We start from the raw sequence: 16,176 nt of genomic DNA, 5'->3' as shown, positions 1-16,176 counted from the left end.
TGGTATAATGCAGTGGGAACCATAAACAGGAGGAGACAATGCAACATAAAATTCAAAATAAGCTTTTGGGCTTTGTGCGGGTACTGGAGATTTTTATCGCCATCCTCATCGCCATTGCCATCATTATTTCAGCCCTTGCTCTGATTCCCGATCTTTGGCAGTTTATAGGAAATTACGGCGATTCTCAGGCCTTCCGGGTGTTTTTGGGCTATGCTTTTAACACGCTCATTGGCATTGAGTTTCTCAAAATGCTGATCAAGCACTCCACCGCGTCGGTTATAGAGGTTTTGCTGTTTGCCATTGCCAGGGAACTGATCGTTGAGCATACCACGCCCTTCGAAAATTTGATGAGTATTATATCCATCGCCATCCTGTTTGCCATCCGGCGTTTCCTGTTCGTCTCAACCTTTGATGACGGAGAGGGCGGAGAAGGTATGTCGCAGGGTGGACTGATGTGGTTTAAGCATCGCTTTAAAAAGCACGATGCACCAGCAGATGACAGCATTTTAGCGGTTTCTGAAGGCGCGGAAAACATTTTAAGTGACGACAAAGGAGAGAACAATCATGAAAACAAAAGTAGCAACAGATAAAGCCCCTGCGGCCCTTGGCCCATATTCTCAGGCGCTGGTAGTAGACGGCACCCTATACGCCTCCGGGCAGCTGGGGATTGATCCGGCCACAGGCGAAATGCCGGAAGCCTTTGAGGCCCAGGCAAAACAGGTGATGCTCAACATGGGCGCAGTGTTAAAAGAAGCAGGATATGACTATTCTGATGTGGTTAAAACCACAATTTTTGTCGATGATCTTGCCAATTTTACTGTGCTGAACGATATTTACGGCGAGTATTTTACAGAAAACCAGCCGGCCCGTTCCTGTGTGCAGGCAGCCAGAATACCCAAGGATGCCAAGGTCGAGATTGAATTTATTGCGGTAAAATAATGAATGGAGAGCTGCTGCACAGGGTGCGGCGGCTCTTTTTTGACTGAGAAAGGAAGTAATTAATGACCCGTTTACTGGTACGCCTGTTTATTAAAGAGGGCGATAAAACCGGAGATCCGGATGTCCGTCAGGCCTACGGTGTATTAAGCGGCGGTGTAGGCATTGCCTGCAATCTGCTGTTGTTTTTAGGAAAGCTTGTGCTGGGCTTTGTGACAGGCGCCATCTCTATAGTGGCCGATGCGGTCAACAACCTGTCGGACGCCGGTTCTTCCATCATCACATTGCTGGGCTTTAAAATGGCGGGAAAGCCTGCTGACCACGGGCACCCCTACGGCCATGGACGCATCGAGTACCTCAGTGCGCTGTTTATATCCGTTGCCATTATCCTTATGGGGGTTGAGCTGCTTAAATCGTCCGCAGAACGGATTTTAAACCCGGCGGAGACCTCGGTAAGCCTTGTGGTTTTTGTTATTTTGACTGCTTCGATTTTAGTGAAGCTCTGGATGTTTTTGTTTAACCGGAAGCTGGGCCAGAGAATCAATTCTTCAGCCATGGAGGCCACAGCCCTGGACAGTATCAGCGACAGCCTGGCCACACTGGTGGTACTGATCGGTATGGCCATCAATTATTTTACAGGCTATGATCTGGACGGATATATGGGTGTAATTGTGGCGGCCTTTATTCTGATAACAGGTATTAAATCTGCAAAGGACTCGGTTCAGCCCCTGATTGGCGCGCCTCCCGATGAGGGCTTTGTGGAGAAAATTCACCGCATCGTGATGGCTTATCCAGAGATCAGGGGAATGCATGAGCTGCTCATTCATGACTATGGCCCGGCTCACGCCGATATTTCCCTGCATGTGGAAATGTCTAGCCAGCTGGACATAGTTACCGCCCACGAGATTATTACCAGTATTGAGGACGAGCTTAAAAGCCAGTGCCATTGTGATGTGACAATCCATATTGACCCGGTCGTGGAGGAAAAAATAAAGGACCAGTAAATCCATCGGTGAAGGTACGTCGTTTCGACGTATCTTCACCGTCTGCGCCCCTTGACTTTTAAAATAACTTAGGCTATGCTTAACCAATAGAGGAGGGAGAACGTTGAAAAATCCACGATTAGAACAAATTATTCAGTTATTGCAACAGCAGGGGACCGTTAGCGTTTCCCAGCTCAGTGAAATTTTTCAGGTAACTACGAAGACCATCCGCAGGGATCTGGAGCTTCTGGAATCCGAGGGAGAGCTTTTGAGGACTCATGGCGGGGCACAGCTTGTCAAGGAGGATATTCTCAGAGAAAAGCCTCTGGAGCTTCGTCTAAACATCGAGGCAGAGAAAAAGAAACGAATGGGGCTCAAGGCCACAGGCCTCATCGAGCATGGTCAGAAGATTTTTATCGGCGCCGGTTCATCACTCTATCATTTTACAGAGCATATTGACAATACCAAGCGGCTTTATGTTGTAACCGATTCGGTCACAGTGGTCAACCAGCTCAACAGCCGCAGTGAAATCGGGATATTTCTGGTGGGTGGAGAAATCACAAAGCATACCCTCAGCACTTCAGGCACCATTGCGGAAAACACACTTCGGGATTTTTACTTTGACCTGGCCTTTGTATCCGCCACAACAGTGGATGAGCAGGGAAACCTTTTCCACCGCGGCCCGGCGGAGTACGGTGTATACCGGCAGCTTGCGAGCCATTCCAAAAGGCTGGTGGCACTCATGGACTCTGGCAAGCTCTTTAAACGTGATTTCATTAATGTGTCAACACTGCACCCAGGCGACGTCCTGGTGACCGATGCAGAGGCAGACAAAGAAATGGTCAAGCACTATGAAGAAATGGGGCTGACCGTCATAATTGCTGAATAACAAATGATAAAACCGGTATGGGAAAATACGGAAATTTCCCATACCGGTTTTTTTAGTGCAAAAAAACTTAAGAAATGTTCAAAAAGGAAACATAAACCAAAAAAGCCTTGACAAAAAAGAAAAAATGTCCTAATATGTCCTTAAAAATAAACCTAAATGGACACGAACGGCTGACGTGGGAGAGAGAAGTATGAACAGCATAAAAAACACAATAGAAAAAGCGCTCAGGGAAGCGTTCCCTTGGCTTGAAATCAAGGTTTCAGTCGACGAAAGGCAGATCGTAACACTGGCAGGAGAGTGCGGGGACTGGCAGCAGTTAATTGATGTGGGACACAAGGCAGCCAATGTGCCGGGAGTGAAAAATATCGTCAGTGATATGTGGGTAAAGGGACTGGAGATTCCCAGAAAGGACTACCAGACCGGACGGGCAAAGGGCTTTGAAGCCGGACTGGTTGGGGAAGCGGACATTGTCATTGCCGGAGCCGGTGTCATCGGCTGTGGAATTGCGCGGGAGCTGGCTAAGTATCCTCTGAAAATTATTGTTGTCGAAAAGAATGATGACGTCTGTACGGGTGCATCTAAAGCCAATAATGGAAATATTCATCCGGGTCACGCGGCCAAAACAGGAACCCTTAAAGCCAGGCTCAATATATTGGGAAACCGGATGTATGATAAGTGGGCAGATGAGCTGGGGTTTGTATTTCAGCGGAACGGCCTGATGTACATTGCATGGGAGGAGGCTTACATCCCGGCCCTTAAGGAGCGCTATGACAAGGGTGTGGAAAATGGTGTGGACGGCATTGAGATGCTCGACGGCGAGCAGGCAATGGCCATCGAGCCAGAACTCAGAAAGTTGGACAATCCGCCCATTGCGGCAGTCTGGCTTCCAAGCCTGGCCCATGTGGAACCCTATGACGTCACCGTGGCACTGGCAGAGAACGCCGCCCATAACGGTGTTGAATTCTGGTTTAACACGCCGGTCTGTGATGTGCTGAGGCATGATGGCAGAGTTGAAGGCGTGGTCACGCCAAAGGGCATTATCAAGGCCAGCTGTGTCATTAACTGTGCTGGCGTTTACGCCGATGATCTTTCAGAAATGGCGGGAGACCGTTCCTTTACCATTCATCCAAGAAAGGGAACCATCGCCATTCTGGATAAGGCCAAGCAGTATCCCTACAGGCCCCAGATGGGCTTTGTGGGAAACGCTCTTGAAAACCGGATGAAAAACATCAAAAACGCCGAATCGAAGGGCGGAGGCTGCTGCAAAACACCAGAGGGGAATTACCTTCTTGGCCCGTCAGCCAAAGAGGTATGGAATAAGGAGGACACCGCGACCGACCCGGATGGCCTGGAATATGCCATGAGCTGCAACCAGCACAAGAACGTGGGGCAGCAAGACCTTATCCGCGTTTTTACAGGCGTGCGTGCAGCGGATTTTAAAGAGGATTTTATCATTGAGATGTCTCCGGTGACCGACGGCTTTATCAATGTGGCGGGAATCCAGTCGCCTGGGCTGGCCTCGGCGCCAGCCATCGCCAAAATGGTCGAGGATATCGTGCTGGAGGATTTTGAGAAGAAAAACAGAAAACTTGATGTCCGTCAGGACTATCAGCCGCGGGAAAAGCCCAAAACACTTTTCAGAAAACTGCCGCCGGATGAGAAGAGGAAGCTAATCGAGAGGGAGCCTTCCTTTGGAAGAATTGTCTGCCGATGCGAGACCATCACTGAGGGTGAGATATTGGAGGCACTCGACAGTCCGGTTATGCCGGCATCTATCGAGGCCATAAAACGGCGGACAAGAGCGGGGATGGGCCGATGTCAGGGGGGCTTCTGTCAACCGCGGGTTATCGAGATCCTTGCCAAAAAACTGGGCAGGGACTGGAGTGAGATCAATTTTTCAGAACAGGGGACCAATTTTCTGGAAAAGATGCATAAATAGACACAAACGCAATGAGGGGTAAAGAGTAATGGATAAAAAATATGTGGTAGGTATTGACAGCGGCACACAGAGCACCAGAGTGATCATTTTTGATACCAGAGGCCAGAAGGTCTGTATGGGAATTGCCGCCCACCCGCCGTTGATTGCTGAAAAGGCAGGTTATGCAGTACATGACTACGACGATCTGTGGAACGGCCTCTGCCATGCCTGCGACGATTTGTTTTCAAAATTCAAGGGTGACGTTCATGAAATCGCCGCGATCGGCTTGTCCGGGCAGCGGGGAACCACCTTTTTTGTCGGAGAGGATAACCGCCAGCTTTGCAGGCCCATCAGCTGGATGGATTTGCGGTGGCGTGAGAACGCCGATCATTTACCGCCGTCCACTGAAGCGATGGACCCCTGGTGTGATTATCTCAGGAATTATTCAAGAATGAACTGGATGAAAACGAATTCTCCAGAGCTTGCCGGAAAGATACACAAATATCTGACGGCCCCGGGCTATATGGGCTATCAACTTTTTGGCGGCTATGTGGATACCCTGGCCAACAATCTGGGAATGCCTGTAGACAGGGAGCACTGGGAACTGTATAAGGATGATGAAGTCTTTGAAAAAATGGGGCTGAAGCGCAGTCAGCTGGCGCGCTTTGTGGAGCCTGGGCAGGTGATGGGTCATGTCACAGCGGAGGCGGCAGCGCTTACAGGCTTTCCAGAGGGCTGCCCGGTGGTGGCCTGTGCGGGTGATAAGCAGTGTGAGGTTTTAGGCTCTGGCTCTATCAGTGACGGGCAGGCATACATTACGTTGGGAACCCTGAGCGGCCTGGACATCGTGGGAGAAAAGTATATCCCAGATGCTTACAAAAAACTGAAGCACCGCACCTATCTGGCGTCTGTTCCAGGCACATGGCATGCTGAGGCGGCAATATCAAAGGGGTTTTGGCTGGTATCATGGTTTAGGGATAATCTGGCCGAAGGACTTGACGCCAAGGCGGAGAAGCTTGGGATGACCATTGAAGCCTACCTTGACAGGGAAGCAGAGAGCATCCCGGCAGGCAGCGAGGGGCTGGTGACGATTCCAGACTGGAAATCCAACTGGGATAAGCCTGCCGCCAAGGGCATGTTTATTGGTTTTGACCACCGCCATAAAAGAGCCCACATGTTCCGGTCATTGATCGAAGGCATTGTGATGCAGCTTAAAGTTAGCACAGATGAAATGTGCAGCATCATTGGAAAATCCATTGCAGAGCTTCGCGTTGGAGGCGGCGGAAGCAAGAGCGCCACAGCCGTACAGACCATTGCAGATGTATTCAATATCCCGGTTAAAAAATCTGTCGAAACTGAAACCTGTTCTTTAGGCTGTGCAATCTGCGGGGCGGTGGGAGCGGGGATCTTTCCGGATTTTCAGCAGGCTGTCGAAGCCATGGGGCAGCAGACAAAAACCTATACCCCGATCGCAGAGCACCATGCTGTATACCAGAAGCTGATGGACCGCGTGTTCAGTCAGTGTTACACCATTAATGAGGATTTGTTGAAGGAAATTGCTGAAATAACGGCTTAGCCGTTTTAAATAAAATACACAACAGAATGGAGAAAGCGCATGAAACAGGAAGAGTTGATTTTAGGTCTTAAAAAGGTGGCCGGCGACGACCGGGTAATCACAGACGATGCCAGTATCGAGGTGGCATCCAGAGATTATATCGGTTTTCGCCGTTATCACCGGTCAGATGGAAAAATATGGGTGCCAAAGGCCGCCTGTGTTGTAAAACCCGCTGACACCCAACAGGCTTCAGAGGTATTAAAATTTTTAAATGCAAACAAGGCCGATGTGGTGCCCAGAACCGGCGGTTCCAGCGTTACCATGGGTCTGGAGCCAGTGGAAGGCGGCGTGATTTTAGACGGCTCAGATATGAATGAGATTATTGAGATTGATGAGAAAAATCGGATTGTAACTGCCAAGTGCGGCACACCTCTGGAATATCTTGAGGAGGTGTTGAACAAAAAGGGATACACAACCGGGCATTATCCGCAGTCCTTGCCCCTTGCCAGCCTGGGCGGGCTGGTGGCAACCCGGAGCATTGGCCAGTTTTCAACCCTTTACGGCGGTATTGAGGATGTGATCGTCGGTCTGGAAGCTGTGCTGGCAGACGGCACCATTGTCCGTATAAAAAATGTACCGAGACGTTCCACCGGACCAGATCTCAGGCATCTGTTCATCGGCAGTGAGGGGATGCTGGGTTTCGTGACAGAGGTTTCCCTAAAATTGTACCCTTACAAGCCAGAAAATCGATGGATGCACGCTTATGGTGTTATCGGCATGAAGCGGGGGCTTGACTTTATCCGGGAGGTTATGATTGCAGGCTACAAGCCGGCCGTAGTGCGCCTTCATGACAAATATGAGGTAGCGGAACGTATGGGAGCGCCAGCGCCAGAGGGTTATGCCATGCTTCTGTTTATCGCGGAGGGGCCGGCGGAAATCGCGAGGGTTACAGGCGAAGCCATTGAAAAGCTGGCAGGCGAATACGAGCTGTTAGACTTGGGTACCAAACCTGTAGAGGTCTGGCTGGAAACACGAAACGATTCCTGCCCGAACATTGATAAGCCCATCAATTACAATAAGGGGCTAGTTTCAGACACCACTGAAATAGCCGCCAACTGGTCGGAGATCGGGGACATCTATGAAGCGATGATCGAGAGAATTCAGAATGAAATCAGCAATATTTCCTTTGTCGGCGCGCATTCCTCACACAGCTACCTCACAGGGACAAATATTTATTGCCGGTTTAATTTCTTAGCGGACAAGGGGGTCGATGCCGTACAGAAAGATTATATGGATCTGGTTAGCATTATTATGGAAGAAACACTAAAGCGGGGCGGAAGCATCGCACATCATCATGGTTCCGGAAAATACCGGACAAAATGGATGCCGCAGGAGCACGGCTCATCCTATGAATTGATGTATCGCTTAAAGGATGCGCTCGATCCAAACCACATTATGAATAAGGGCGTTCTGTTAGTCGAAAGATAATTTTAGGGGTAAAATTAAATATTTATATGAGGAGAGATAAAATGGGGAAATATGTATTAGTAATTGATGAAGGCACTACGGGTACTCGGGCTTTGATTTTTGATTCGGGTTTTAACATTGCCGCACAGGCCTATCAGGAATTTACGCAGTACACGCCGCAGGAAAACATGGTTGAGCACGACGCCATGGAAATCTATGCTAAGAGTGTGGGCGTTTGCCGCGAGACCATTGAGATGGCAGGACTCAGCAGTGATGATATTGCCTGCATGGGCATTACCAATCAGCGGAACACCTGCGTTATCTGGGATAAAAATACCGGCGAACCGCTGTACAATGCCATTGTATGGCAGGACAGCCGAACCGGACAGGCCGTAGACGCCATTAAGCAGACCAAGTGGGCGGAAAAGATTTTACAGGAGACCGGTAAGGTAATCGCGCCGCACAACAATGCCCTGATCATCAAATGGTATATGGACAATGTGCCGGAAATCAAAGAAAAAATCGAAAATGGCGAAGCACTATATGGAACTATGGATACATGGATGATCTGGAAGCTGACGGGCGGAAAGACACATGCGGTTTCCTGCTCTAACGCCTCCAGCAGCGGCTGTATTGATCTGAGAACCGGTGAATGGCACAAAGAGTTTCTGGATTATATCGGTGTCCCGGAGGATATTTTTCCAGTTATTCAGTCAGAATCCTCCGACTATGGAACCACCGATCTTTTTGGCAGCGCAATCCCGATCACCGGGGCGGTTGCAGATCAGCAGTCCGCATTGTTTGCCCAGGGATGTCTTGAACCCGGGACCATGAAATGCACCAATGGTACCGGCAGCTTTATGGATATTAACATTGGTTCAGAATTTAATATTGCCTCAGGCGGCGTGGATAACCTGATCGCCTGGAAGCTTGGCGACACCATAACCTATGCAGTTGAAGGCTTTGTGTCTGTTACCGGTTCAGCAGTCCAGTGGCTGCGTGACGGCCTGAAAATCATTCGGAAATCTTCAGATATTGAGGCTTTGGCGGCTTCAGTTCCAGATACCAACGGCGTTTATTTCGTACCGGCTCTGGTTGGACTGACCACACCGCACAACGATCCCTTTGCCCGCGGTATGCTCATCGGTATTACCCGCGGAACCACAGAAGCCCATATTGCCCGCGCAACCCTTGAATGTATCGCCTTTGGCATCAAGGATATTCTGGATGTGGTAGAACAGGAATGCAATGTAAAAATTGAGGAAATCAAGATTGACGGCGGCGCTTCTGAAAACAACTTGTTAGTCCAGATGCTGGCAGATTACTGTGACGCCAGAGTGTCACGTCCTGACACACTGGAGGCCACCAGCCTTGGAGCAGCACTGATGGCAGCGCTGTATATTAACATGATTGGCCTGGAAGATGTCAAAAATGTATTGAACACAGACCAGGTCTTTGAACCCAAAATTGACCCTGTGCTTCGTGACACCCGTAGTCTGGAGTGGAAAGAAGCCGTAAAACGTTCGCTGAATTGGATTAGACACTAACACTTAACCCCTGTTAGTATTTTATAAAAAAAGGTTCCTTCCGGTTAATCACCGGCAGGAACCTTTTTAAATTGTCATGCTCAGAGCAGGGTATATCGTTTCGGCGTATCTGTTCTATGGTGTCACGATATCCCGCCTTGTCAGGCGGCGGATTGCCAGTCTTGTGAAAACAAAGAGATACAGAGCAATGAGGATAAAAAATAAAATAAATTCAAGAGGGCTGAGCGCAGCCTGGTTCAGAGCGCCAAAGCTTTTGACCAGCTGAGAAGTGGGATAGAGCATCCACAGGCCAGTGACGCAGAGCCCTAATCCCAGCACACAGGTGCCTAGACAGATGCCGATGGGCAGGGCAAAGCTTTTAATGACCATGGATAAATAAAGCTGAATAGCAGCTACTGCGAGGGAGGCCGTAAAGCCGCAGAGACAGAAGTTTAAAATATCCAGCGGAAAGCTGCCTTTCACACCAAGAAGAAGTCCAGCTGTCAGATAGAGTATGATCAAAAAAGCCTGGACAATCAGACTGATGAAACCAATGATAATAAGCTTTGACAAGATAACCGTTCTTGGCCGGACTGGATAGGTCATAACTGCGTTCCAGTTATGATTATTCTTTTCAAGACGCATGATGTATGCGCAGCAGATGGCAATAATGATCGGATAAAAGAAATAGCCGTAAAACAGAGCAACTTGCGTCCAGAGACTGTACCATCCATTGGTAAGCTCGTGTGGATTAACCGCATAATTGCCGCTGCCAAGCAGAACACTGATCAGCGGTAAAAGGATTATTGGCAAAGCGATTTTTGAACCCCTAAGCTTCAGGCCTTCAGTTAAAACAGCATTTTTTAACATGATAAACTCCTTTCAAAATTCTTTTTTGCAGATACAGTAACGACCGGCAAAATAAAGGATAATCCCCAGAAAGAGCGCAAAGGCAAAGGGCCAGGCTGGTACCGGTGTCAGCAGGATTTCCCCTGAAGGATAAGCCATGGTCGCAGGAGATAAATCTAGATAGTAACAGGATAAAACCAGATGTCTCAAAGCAGAGGGGAGAAGGCTGCCCATGATTCCCAAAAAGCCAAAGACAATACCTGCCACCATCACAATCAGCTGGTTTTTAAAATAAAATGCAATCCCTTGAAAAAGGCTGATCAAAGCCGCGTTAACCAAGGCTGTACCCATCAGAGCCGTCAGGAAGGCTGTGACAGGAAAAAGGCCAGCAAAGGCCCTGACGAAAAACCCATAGACAATCAGACTGCCAAAGGTGATGAGCGAGGACATAAAGAGGAGCAGGTTGCTGGCGGAAAATTTGGCAAAGTAGAGGCGGCTCCTGGTTTCAGAGGTTGTCTCCAGCCATTTTAGCGTATTGCCCATATGCTCAATATCGCAGATCCGGCTGCTGAGTAGTGCTGCGGCAATGGGGAAGAAAATCACCTGCATAGAGGTAAAGGTCATGAGCAGGGATTCCCATGGGAAATCAAGCATTCGTCCTTTTGATAGATACTGGTCTGTAGCAGCAATGACCCAGACAGCCTGGATCAGCAGAATGGCCGTGGTCGTCAGAAAGACCCGTCGGCGCTTCAGCTTGTAAAATTCTAGCTTTAAATAGGTCATTACAGCGCGCCTCCTTTGCCAGTAAGCTTCAGGAAAATATCCTCGAGGCTCAGTACATGCTCTTCAATGCGGTAGACATCAATACCCTTTTCTATGAGCAATCGGTTGATCCTAGCCGTCATTTTATCGTCAACGCCGCGGATGAGAACAGTGTCGTTTTCTATCTTGGGCTTCATCCGGTGCAGCAGCGTTCCTGTTTCGACTGGATTGCTGGTTTTAAAAGCTACGCTGGCGCTACTGTAGGCGTGGAGCGATTTTAAGCTTCCCTGAAATATAAGCTCTCCATGGTTAATGATACCGCAGGTGGTGGCCATCTGGTCAATTTCGCTGAGCAGATGGCTTGAAATCATCACGGTAATACCGTACTTTGCGGGAAGAGATTTGATCAATTCACGGATTTCTTCGATCCCTGCAGGGTCAAGACCGTTAGTAGGCTCGTCGAGAATTAGAAGTCTTGGGAAGCCTGCGATGGCCATGGCGATGCCAAGGCGCTGCTTCATGCCAAAAGAAAACTGGCTCACTTTTTTGTCCAGCTGCTTGTCAAGCCGTACGATGCGCAGGGCCTCGAGAGCGTCCTTTTCAGAAACATTTGAAAGTTTTTGTAAAATGTGCATGTTTTCGCGGGCGGTCAGATGTCCATAGTAGGATGGAGACTCAATGAGAGAGCCGGTATGTTTTAAAATATCCAGGCGATTCTCCACTGTGAAGGGTTTGCCAAAAACAGTGATATCGCCAGAGGTGGGGCGTGCCAGGCCCAGAAGCATTTTCATGGTCGTGGATTTTCCGGCGCCGTTTGGTCCAAGAAAGCCATAAACCTCGCCCTCTCGTACTTGAAGGCTTAAATGCTTAACACGATAGATCGAATCATACTCTTTACAAAGCTGTTTTGTTTCAACAATGTTTTTCATTTTTCTGTACTCCTTTTTCTAAGCTGGTTTTAGCTTACCACCGTCACTTTACAGCTGCTTTACGCCTGTTCTACTTTTAGTCTACTTTTTTGTCTGCGCCGGCGGCAGACACCCAAAATGTGGTATAATTTTTTAAAACAGGAGGTGAAATGATGGATTACATTAAAGATAAAGGCATTCTTCTGGTCGACGATGAGCCAGAGCTTTTAAAACTGGTGCATAAGATACTCGAAAATGAAGGCTTTGCGAAGGTTTATACAGCGTCGGGCGTGGCCGAGGGAATGACTGTTTTTCTGGAAAAAGCTCCAGATATGGCAGTTCTTGATGTGATGCTGCCAGATGGTGAGGGTTTTGAGCTGCTTAAATTTATCCGGGCTTCTTCGGATATCCCGGTGCTTTTTTTATCAGCCCGGGGCAATGCCGAGGACCGGTTCGCCGGCTTTGGTTTGGGAGCGGATGATTATATTATCAAGCCCTTTCTGCCCAAGGAGCTTGTGTTCAGGATCACAGCTATTTTAAAACGTGCCTACAAAAACGAAGCGCCGACCTTTACCCTGGCCGACGTCACAATCGATCTGGATCGCGCTGAGATTATCAGGGGAGAGGAGCATCTGCCTCTTACCGCCAAAGAGCATGCTATCCTCCAAAAACTTTATGAAAATGCAGGAAAAATTGTGACGATTGGCTCCCTCTGCGACTATGTATGGGAGGGCGATAGCTATGGTTATGAAAAACCGCTTATGGCGCATATAGGCCGTATCCGGGAAAAAATCGAGGCAGATCCCAGCCATCCAAAAGCCCTTGTGACGGCCAAGGGGCTGGGTTATAAGCTGTTAGTGAGCAAATAGAGGAGCAATATCATGTTTAAGCATATCCGATTCTTTTTCAGACGCTATGTGGTTTTGATTATGCTTTCCATCATTGTGCTCTTTGTGCTCAATCTGTATTTGGGTTATGCCATTGCGGTCAATCCAGTGACTGGAGATCTGAAAAAGTTGCCAGGCGCTATCATTGAAAAAGTATCTGAGGGACTGCTGGAAAGTGAGGATGGAAGGCTTGAGCTTTCAGAAGAAGGAAAAAACTTGTTAACAGAGAGCGGCGCCTGGGCCATACTCATTGACAATAGCAGTAGTGACGTTATCTGGAACGACCATGTGCCGCCGGAGGTTCCCAGTCATTTTACGCCAACAGATATCGCCGGTTTTTCCCGCTATTACTTGAAAGATTACCCAGCTTTTACCTGGGAAAATCCCAATGGCCTTTTGGTTTTGGGCTTTCCAAAGGACAGCTATATGCGTCTTGGCGATAAGTATTACAGCATACCTGTGCTTCAGAAGACCATTACTCGGGCCCTGCCCCTGATGCTGGTGTTTAGTCTTTTGGCTGTGATGGTAATCTATATTATCAGCGGAACCCTGATGATGCGTCCGGTCAAAATTGTAGTGGCGGGATTAGAGGCTCTCTCCAGGGATTGTCCCGTCAGCCTTAAAGAAAAAGGGGCCTTCTCAGAGGTGTTCGCGAGTATTAATCAAACCTCAGCTATATTATCCCAAAAAAATGAAGTCCTTAAAAAAAGGGATAACGCCCGCGCTAACTGGATCGCTGGAGTATCCCATGATATACGAACGCCATTATCCATTATTTTAGGATATGCTGAGGGTCTTAAAGCAAGTAACGATAATGAAACCCAACAGGCTGGGGAAACCATCAGCCATCAGGCCCTGCGTATCCGTTCACTGGTAAATGATCTGAACCTGGCGTCAAAGCTGGAATATGAAATGCAGCCCTTGTGCCTTGAGCCCATAGATGTAGTGGAATGCCTGCGCCAGGTCATCAGTGACACTTTAAATAATGGCCTTCCAGAGCAATATACGATTGATTTCGATTACTATGACAACTGCGGCGGATGTCTGGTAAAAGGGGACGCCAAACTGTTCGAACGCGTCCTTGTTAATTTGATACAAAACAGTATCCGGCATAATCCAGATGGTTGCGATATTGTGGTGAAGCTGGAAAAAAGAGCAGAGGAGCTCGAGCTGACAGTATCAGATAACGGCATTGGCGCCACGCAGGAAAAGCTCAAGCAAATTCGAAGTGCTACCCATTATATTCAAAACGAGGAGGAGAACGCCATTCAGAATCACGGCCTTGGTCTTTTCATCGTGAAAAAAGTTGTAAGTGTTATGAATGGCAAAATAGCCTTTGAGAGTGAGTACAATAAATACTTTTCTGTCAAAATCATTCTGCCGATGTTTCACAGCACAGAGGTGAATGATGTTAATCTAACCCGGGAAAATAGAACATATTAAAAAAGAAGGCTGACACAGTGCAGGTCTGTGTCAGCCTTCGTGTCATTATTTTTCTTCTGTAATCCGCACATAAAAGTGGCGGTTTCGAGGACCGTCGAACTCACAGAAATAAATATCCTGCCAGGTTCCCAGCAGCAGGTTGCCGCCCACCAGCATAATCGTCTCGCTTACACCAAGAGTGCTTGATTTTAAATGGGCTGTACTGTTGCCTTCCGCATGCTGGTATTCTGGAAGATCGGGGTAGATGTGGCGAAGGCCGATAAGCATATCGTGAACCACATCCGGGTCGGCGTTTTCATTGATGGTAATGGCCGCTGTGGTGTGTGGGGCAAAGACCGTTACCGTACCATCCTTAATACCACTTTTTTGAACTGCCTCCCACACCTGAGGCATAATATCGTGCATATTTTCAGGGTCTGTTTTTAGTTTGAATTCGTAGAGCATTGTCAGGAACCTTCTTTCATTTTAATTATCCGTTCATTCTTCTGGATTTATATTTTGCTGAAATAAAATAATTTTTTAATATTATACAATGTATTCTTGAAAATTATCTTTAAAAGGACACATGCTTTTTCAGGAAAAAAGAATTGACATCTTGGATAAAGTGGATTAGGATATTATAAGATAAATATTGTTTGGAGAAGTATCGAAGAGGTCATAACGAGCCGCACTCGAAATGCGGTTGCCTTCCGGGGCACGTGGGTTCGAATCCCACCTTCTCCGCCATAAACTGCCTGAAATCAATGATTGAGGGCTTTTTTGTTTTAATGTAACTGCAGCAGTCTCGCTGATATGAAGGGGTAGGTAAGAATGTACAACATATTAGTCGTTGATGACAGAGAAGTTTTTCGACGAAAGCTGAAGCGTATGCCCTATTGGGAGGAATGTAATGGAAAATTCAGGATCAGCAGCGAGGCTTCAAACGGGCTTGAAGCCCTTGAACTTCTCAGAAAACAGAAAATCGATCTGGTTCTCACAGACATCCGGATGCCGATGGTTGACGGGATTTCACTGCTTAAGCAGATCAGACGGGAGAATCTCTGTAGCTGTGTTATTCTGTTAAGTGAATATGCTGAGTTTTCATATGCCAGAGAAGGTATTTTAAACGGTGCTTTTGATTATATTGTAAAGCCTATTGATAACGCTAAGGTGGAGGATTCCTTTGAACGGGCTTATACTTTTCTCAGCAGTATCAATGAAACGACGCCCTCCAATGTCCATTATGCAGAGGCTTTGACAGAATACATTCTGAACGGGAATCTGGATGACGCCATGGTTTACGCCCGGCATGTTGATGCTGAGCTTAAAAAGGATGCGCAAAATGGAGAGTCGCGGGCCATCTTTATGAATGATCTGCTTAAAAAGCTGGAGGAAATTCTCCTTAGCAAAAAGCCTTATTTGACAAAATATTTTATGATGAAGGATTTGTTTCACATCGACCTTCAGGACCAAACATATAAAGCAAAGGTCTTTACTTTTGCGGAATGGATTTCTCGGATTTTTGAAAAGCTGAAACCTTTTGTGCCCCAAACCAACAATCGGATGATCCGGGAGATATGTGAGCTTGCACTTGAACAGCCAGAGGAAAAGCATAGTCTGGCTTGTTTGGCGAACACCTATTTTGTCAATCAGAAATATCTGGGAAGCTTATTTAAACAGGAAATGAGGGTCAGCTTTTCACAATATCTGACATTTTTAAAAATGCGGCGCGCAGAAATACTGCTGTTGGACAAATGCTTAAAAATATACGAGATAGCTGAAAGGCTGGGATATGAAGACGTAGAGTACTTCAGCCGTATTTTTAAAAATACAATGGGCCAGTCACCGAGCAATTACAGAGAGAGTCTCCTGAAAAAATAGAGCACATTGTGCTGACAAAAGCATATTCGGCTTATTTCTGAAAAAAAGACAGGTTTTGCATGGAGTAATTTCCGGAGAATTTCCAGCACCTGTCTTTTGGGAATAATCCTTTGCCCAAACTGCATTCACTTTTGATAACCTTTCCAGTATCATCTAATCATAAAAAGTATACGGATTCTTTAAGTTTTATTAT

At 47.4% G+C, this 16,176-nt stretch carries 15 protein-coding genes and 1 tRNA gene; 12 read left to right on the top strand and 4 right to left on the bottom strand.

Going from position 1 to position 16,176, the window contains the following annotated elements; all coding sequences use genetic code 11:
* Positions 1-38 precede the first annotated feature (38 nt).
* The 8 genes from DW091_RS08900 to DW091_RS08865 all read left to right on the top strand — a co-directional run bounded on the left by DW091_RS08900 (position 39) and on the right by DW091_RS08865 (position 9,295).
* Complete coding sequence (locus DW091_RS08900) at positions 39-590, top strand: phosphate-starvation-inducible PsiE family protein (protein WP_058694407.1); 552 nt, start codon at positions 39-41, stop codon at positions 588-590.
* Positions 565-939: a RidA family protein gene (locus tag DW091_RS08895; protein ID WP_013380623.1), complete on the top strand. Its 375-nt coding sequence runs from the start codon at positions 565-567 to the stop codon at positions 937-939. Before DW091_RS08900 ends, DW091_RS08895 begins: the two co-directional genes overlap by 26 nt.
* Before the next feature lie 62 nt (positions 940-1,001).
* Positions 1,002-1,940 (top strand): cation diffusion facilitator family transporter, encoded by a 939-nt coding sequence (locus DW091_RS08890; protein WP_058694408.1) that lies wholly within the window; start codon positions 1,002-1,004, stop codon positions 1,938-1,940.
* Between the two features lie 103 nt (positions 1,941-2,043).
* Positions 2,044-2,808, top strand: a complete 765-nt coding sequence (locus DW091_RS08885) for a DeoR/GlpR family DNA-binding transcription regulator (protein WP_096919802.1) — start codon at positions 2,044-2,046, stop codon at positions 2,806-2,808.
* A 190-nt stretch (positions 2,809-2,998) separates the two neighbouring features.
* Positions 2,999-4,747 carry an FAD-dependent oxidoreductase gene (locus DW091_RS08880; protein ID WP_118517979.1) on the top strand — a complete coding sequence of 583 codons (1,749 nt, stop codon included), beginning with the start codon at positions 2,999-3,001 and terminating at the stop codon, positions 4,745-4,747.
* A gap of 28 nt (positions 4,748-4,775) precedes the next feature.
* On the top strand, positions 4,776-6,302 hold the full coding sequence (locus DW091_RS08875) for an FGGY family carbohydrate kinase (protein WP_118517978.1): 1,527 nt from the start codon (positions 4,776-4,778) through the stop codon (positions 6,300-6,302).
* Positions 6,303-6,341: 39 nt separating this feature from the next.
* Positions 6,342-7,769, top strand: a complete 1,428-nt coding sequence (locus DW091_RS08870) for an FAD-binding oxidoreductase (protein WP_118517977.1) — start codon at positions 6,342-6,344, stop codon at positions 7,767-7,769.
* Positions 7,770-7,810: 41 nt separating this feature from the next.
* A complete protein-coding gene (locus tag DW091_RS08865) occupies positions 7,811-9,295 on the top strand; it encodes a glycerol kinase (RefSeq protein ID WP_118517976.1) in 1,485 nt (494 codons plus the stop codon).
* 114 nt (positions 9,296-9,409) lie between these two features.
* Here the strand turns inward: DW091_RS08865 and DW091_RS08860 are convergent, their stop codons facing one another.
* From DW091_RS08860 to DW091_RS08850, 3 genes are read right to left on the bottom strand one after another with little or no spacing between them, the layout of a single operon-like run.
* Positions 9,410-10,144: an ABC transporter permease gene (locus tag DW091_RS08860; RefSeq protein WP_118517975.1), complete on the bottom strand. Its 735-nt coding sequence runs from the start codon at positions 10,142-10,144 to the stop codon at positions 9,410-9,412.
* 12 nt (positions 10,145-10,156) lie between these two features.
* The gene (locus DW091_RS08855; protein WP_118517974.1) at positions 10,157-10,906 is read right to left on the bottom strand and encodes an ABC transporter permease; all 750 of its coding nucleotides are present in this window, start codon (positions 10,904-10,906) and stop codon (positions 10,157-10,159) included.
* A complete protein-coding gene (locus tag DW091_RS08850) occupies positions 10,906-11,814 on the bottom strand; it encodes an ABC transporter ATP-binding protein (protein WP_058694416.1) in 909 nt (302 codons plus the stop codon). The genes DW091_RS08855 and DW091_RS08850 overlap by 1 nt, the downstream gene beginning before the upstream one ends.
* Positions 11,815-11,966: 152 nt before the next feature.
* Here DW091_RS08850 and DW091_RS08845 point away from each other — a divergent pair, with 152 nt between their 5' ends.
* Both DW091_RS08845 and DW091_RS08840 read left to right on the top strand, forming a co-directional pair.
* The gene (locus tag DW091_RS08845; protein WP_118517973.1) at positions 11,967-12,662 is read left to right on the top strand and encodes a response regulator transcription factor; all 696 of its coding nucleotides are present in this window, start codon (positions 11,967-11,969) and stop codon (positions 12,660-12,662) included.
* 12 nt (positions 12,663-12,674) lie between these two features.
* Positions 12,675-14,123, top strand: a complete 1,449-nt coding sequence (locus DW091_RS08840) for a HAMP domain-containing sensor histidine kinase (RefSeq protein WP_118517972.1) — start codon at positions 12,675-12,677, stop codon at positions 14,121-14,123.
* Positions 14,124-14,168: 45 nt separating this feature from the next.
* Here DW091_RS08840 and DW091_RS08835 read toward each other — a convergent pair whose 3' ends face one another.
* Positions 14,169-14,567, bottom strand: a complete 399-nt coding sequence (locus DW091_RS08835; RefSeq protein WP_118517971.1) for a secondary thiamine-phosphate synthase enzyme YjbQ — start codon at positions 14,565-14,567, stop codon at positions 14,169-14,171.
* A 193-nt stretch (positions 14,568-14,760) separates the two neighbouring features.
* Between DW091_RS08835 and DW091_RS08830 the strand changes: the two genes are divergently transcribed.
* A tRNA-Ser gene (locus tag DW091_RS08830) sits at positions 14,761-14,849 on the top strand.
* Positions 14,850-14,933: 84 nt separating this feature from the next.
* A complete protein-coding gene (locus tag DW091_RS08825) occupies positions 14,934-15,983 on the top strand; it encodes a response regulator (RefSeq protein ID WP_118517970.1) in 1,050 nt (349 codons plus the stop codon).
* The last annotated feature ends 193 nt before the right edge of the window (positions 15,984-16,176 follow it).

The sequence above is a fragment of the Eubacterium sp. AM05-23 genome (assembly GCF_003477535.1).
GTDB lineage: Bacteria > Bacillota > Clostridia > Eubacteriales > Eubacteriaceae > Eubacterium > Eubacterium maltosivorans.
Note: the sequence above shows the minus strand (reverse complement) of the source record. Positions and strands in the feature narration are given on the sequence as shown.

Bases quoted from the DNA above. Each gene is read 5' to 3' on its own strand.
- DW091_RS08850 (WP_058694416.1), bottom strand. From the start codon at position 11,814: ATGAAAAACATTGTTGAAACAAAACAGCTTTGTAAAGAGTATGATTCG.
- DW091_RS08890 (WP_058694408.1), top strand. From the start codon at position 1,002: ATGACCCGTTTACTGGTACGCCTGTTTATTAAAGAGGGCGATAAAACC.
- DW091_RS08895 (WP_013380623.1), top strand. From the start codon at position 565: ATGAAAACAAAAGTAGCAACAGATAAAGCCCCTGCGGCCCTTGGCCCA.
- DW091_RS08880 (WP_118517979.1), top strand. From the start codon at position 2,999: ATGAACAGCATAAAAAACACAATAGAAAAAGCGCTCAGGGAAGCGTTC.
- DW091_RS08825 (WP_118517970.1), top strand. From the start codon at position 14,934: ATGTACAACATATTAGTCGTTGATGACAGAGAAGTTTTTCGACGAAAG.
- DW091_RS08835 (WP_118517971.1), bottom strand. From the start codon at position 14,567: ATGCTCTACGAATTCAAACTAAAAACAGACCCTGAAAATATGCACGAT.
- DW091_RS08845 (WP_118517973.1), top strand. From the start codon at position 11,967: ATGGATTACATTAAAGATAAAGGCATTCTTCTGGTCGACGATGAGCCA.
- DW091_RS08865 (WP_118517976.1), top strand. From the start codon at position 7,811: ATGGGGAAATATGTATTAGTAATTGATGAAGGCACTACGGGTACTCGG.
- DW091_RS08870 (WP_118517977.1), top strand. From the start codon at position 6,342: ATGAAACAGGAAGAGTTGATTTTAGGTCTTAAAAAGGTGGCCGGCGAC.
- DW091_RS08840 (WP_118517972.1), top strand. From the start codon at position 12,675: ATGTTTAAGCATATCCGATTCTTTTTCAGACGCTATGTGGTTTTGATT.
- DW091_RS08875 (WP_118517978.1), top strand. From the start codon at position 4,776: ATGGATAAAAAATATGTGGTAGGTATTGACAGCGGCACACAGAGCACC.
- DW091_RS08855 (WP_118517974.1), bottom strand. From the start codon at position 10,906: ATGACCTATTTAAAGCTAGAATTTTACAAGCTGAAGCGCCGACGGGTC.
- DW091_RS08860 (WP_118517975.1), bottom strand. From the start codon at position 10,144: ATGTTAAAAAATGCTGTTTTAACTGAAGGCCTGAAGCTTAGGGGTTCA.
- DW091_RS08900 (WP_058694407.1), top strand. From the start codon at position 39: ATGCAACATAAAATTCAAAATAAGCTTTTGGGCTTTGTGCGGGTACTG.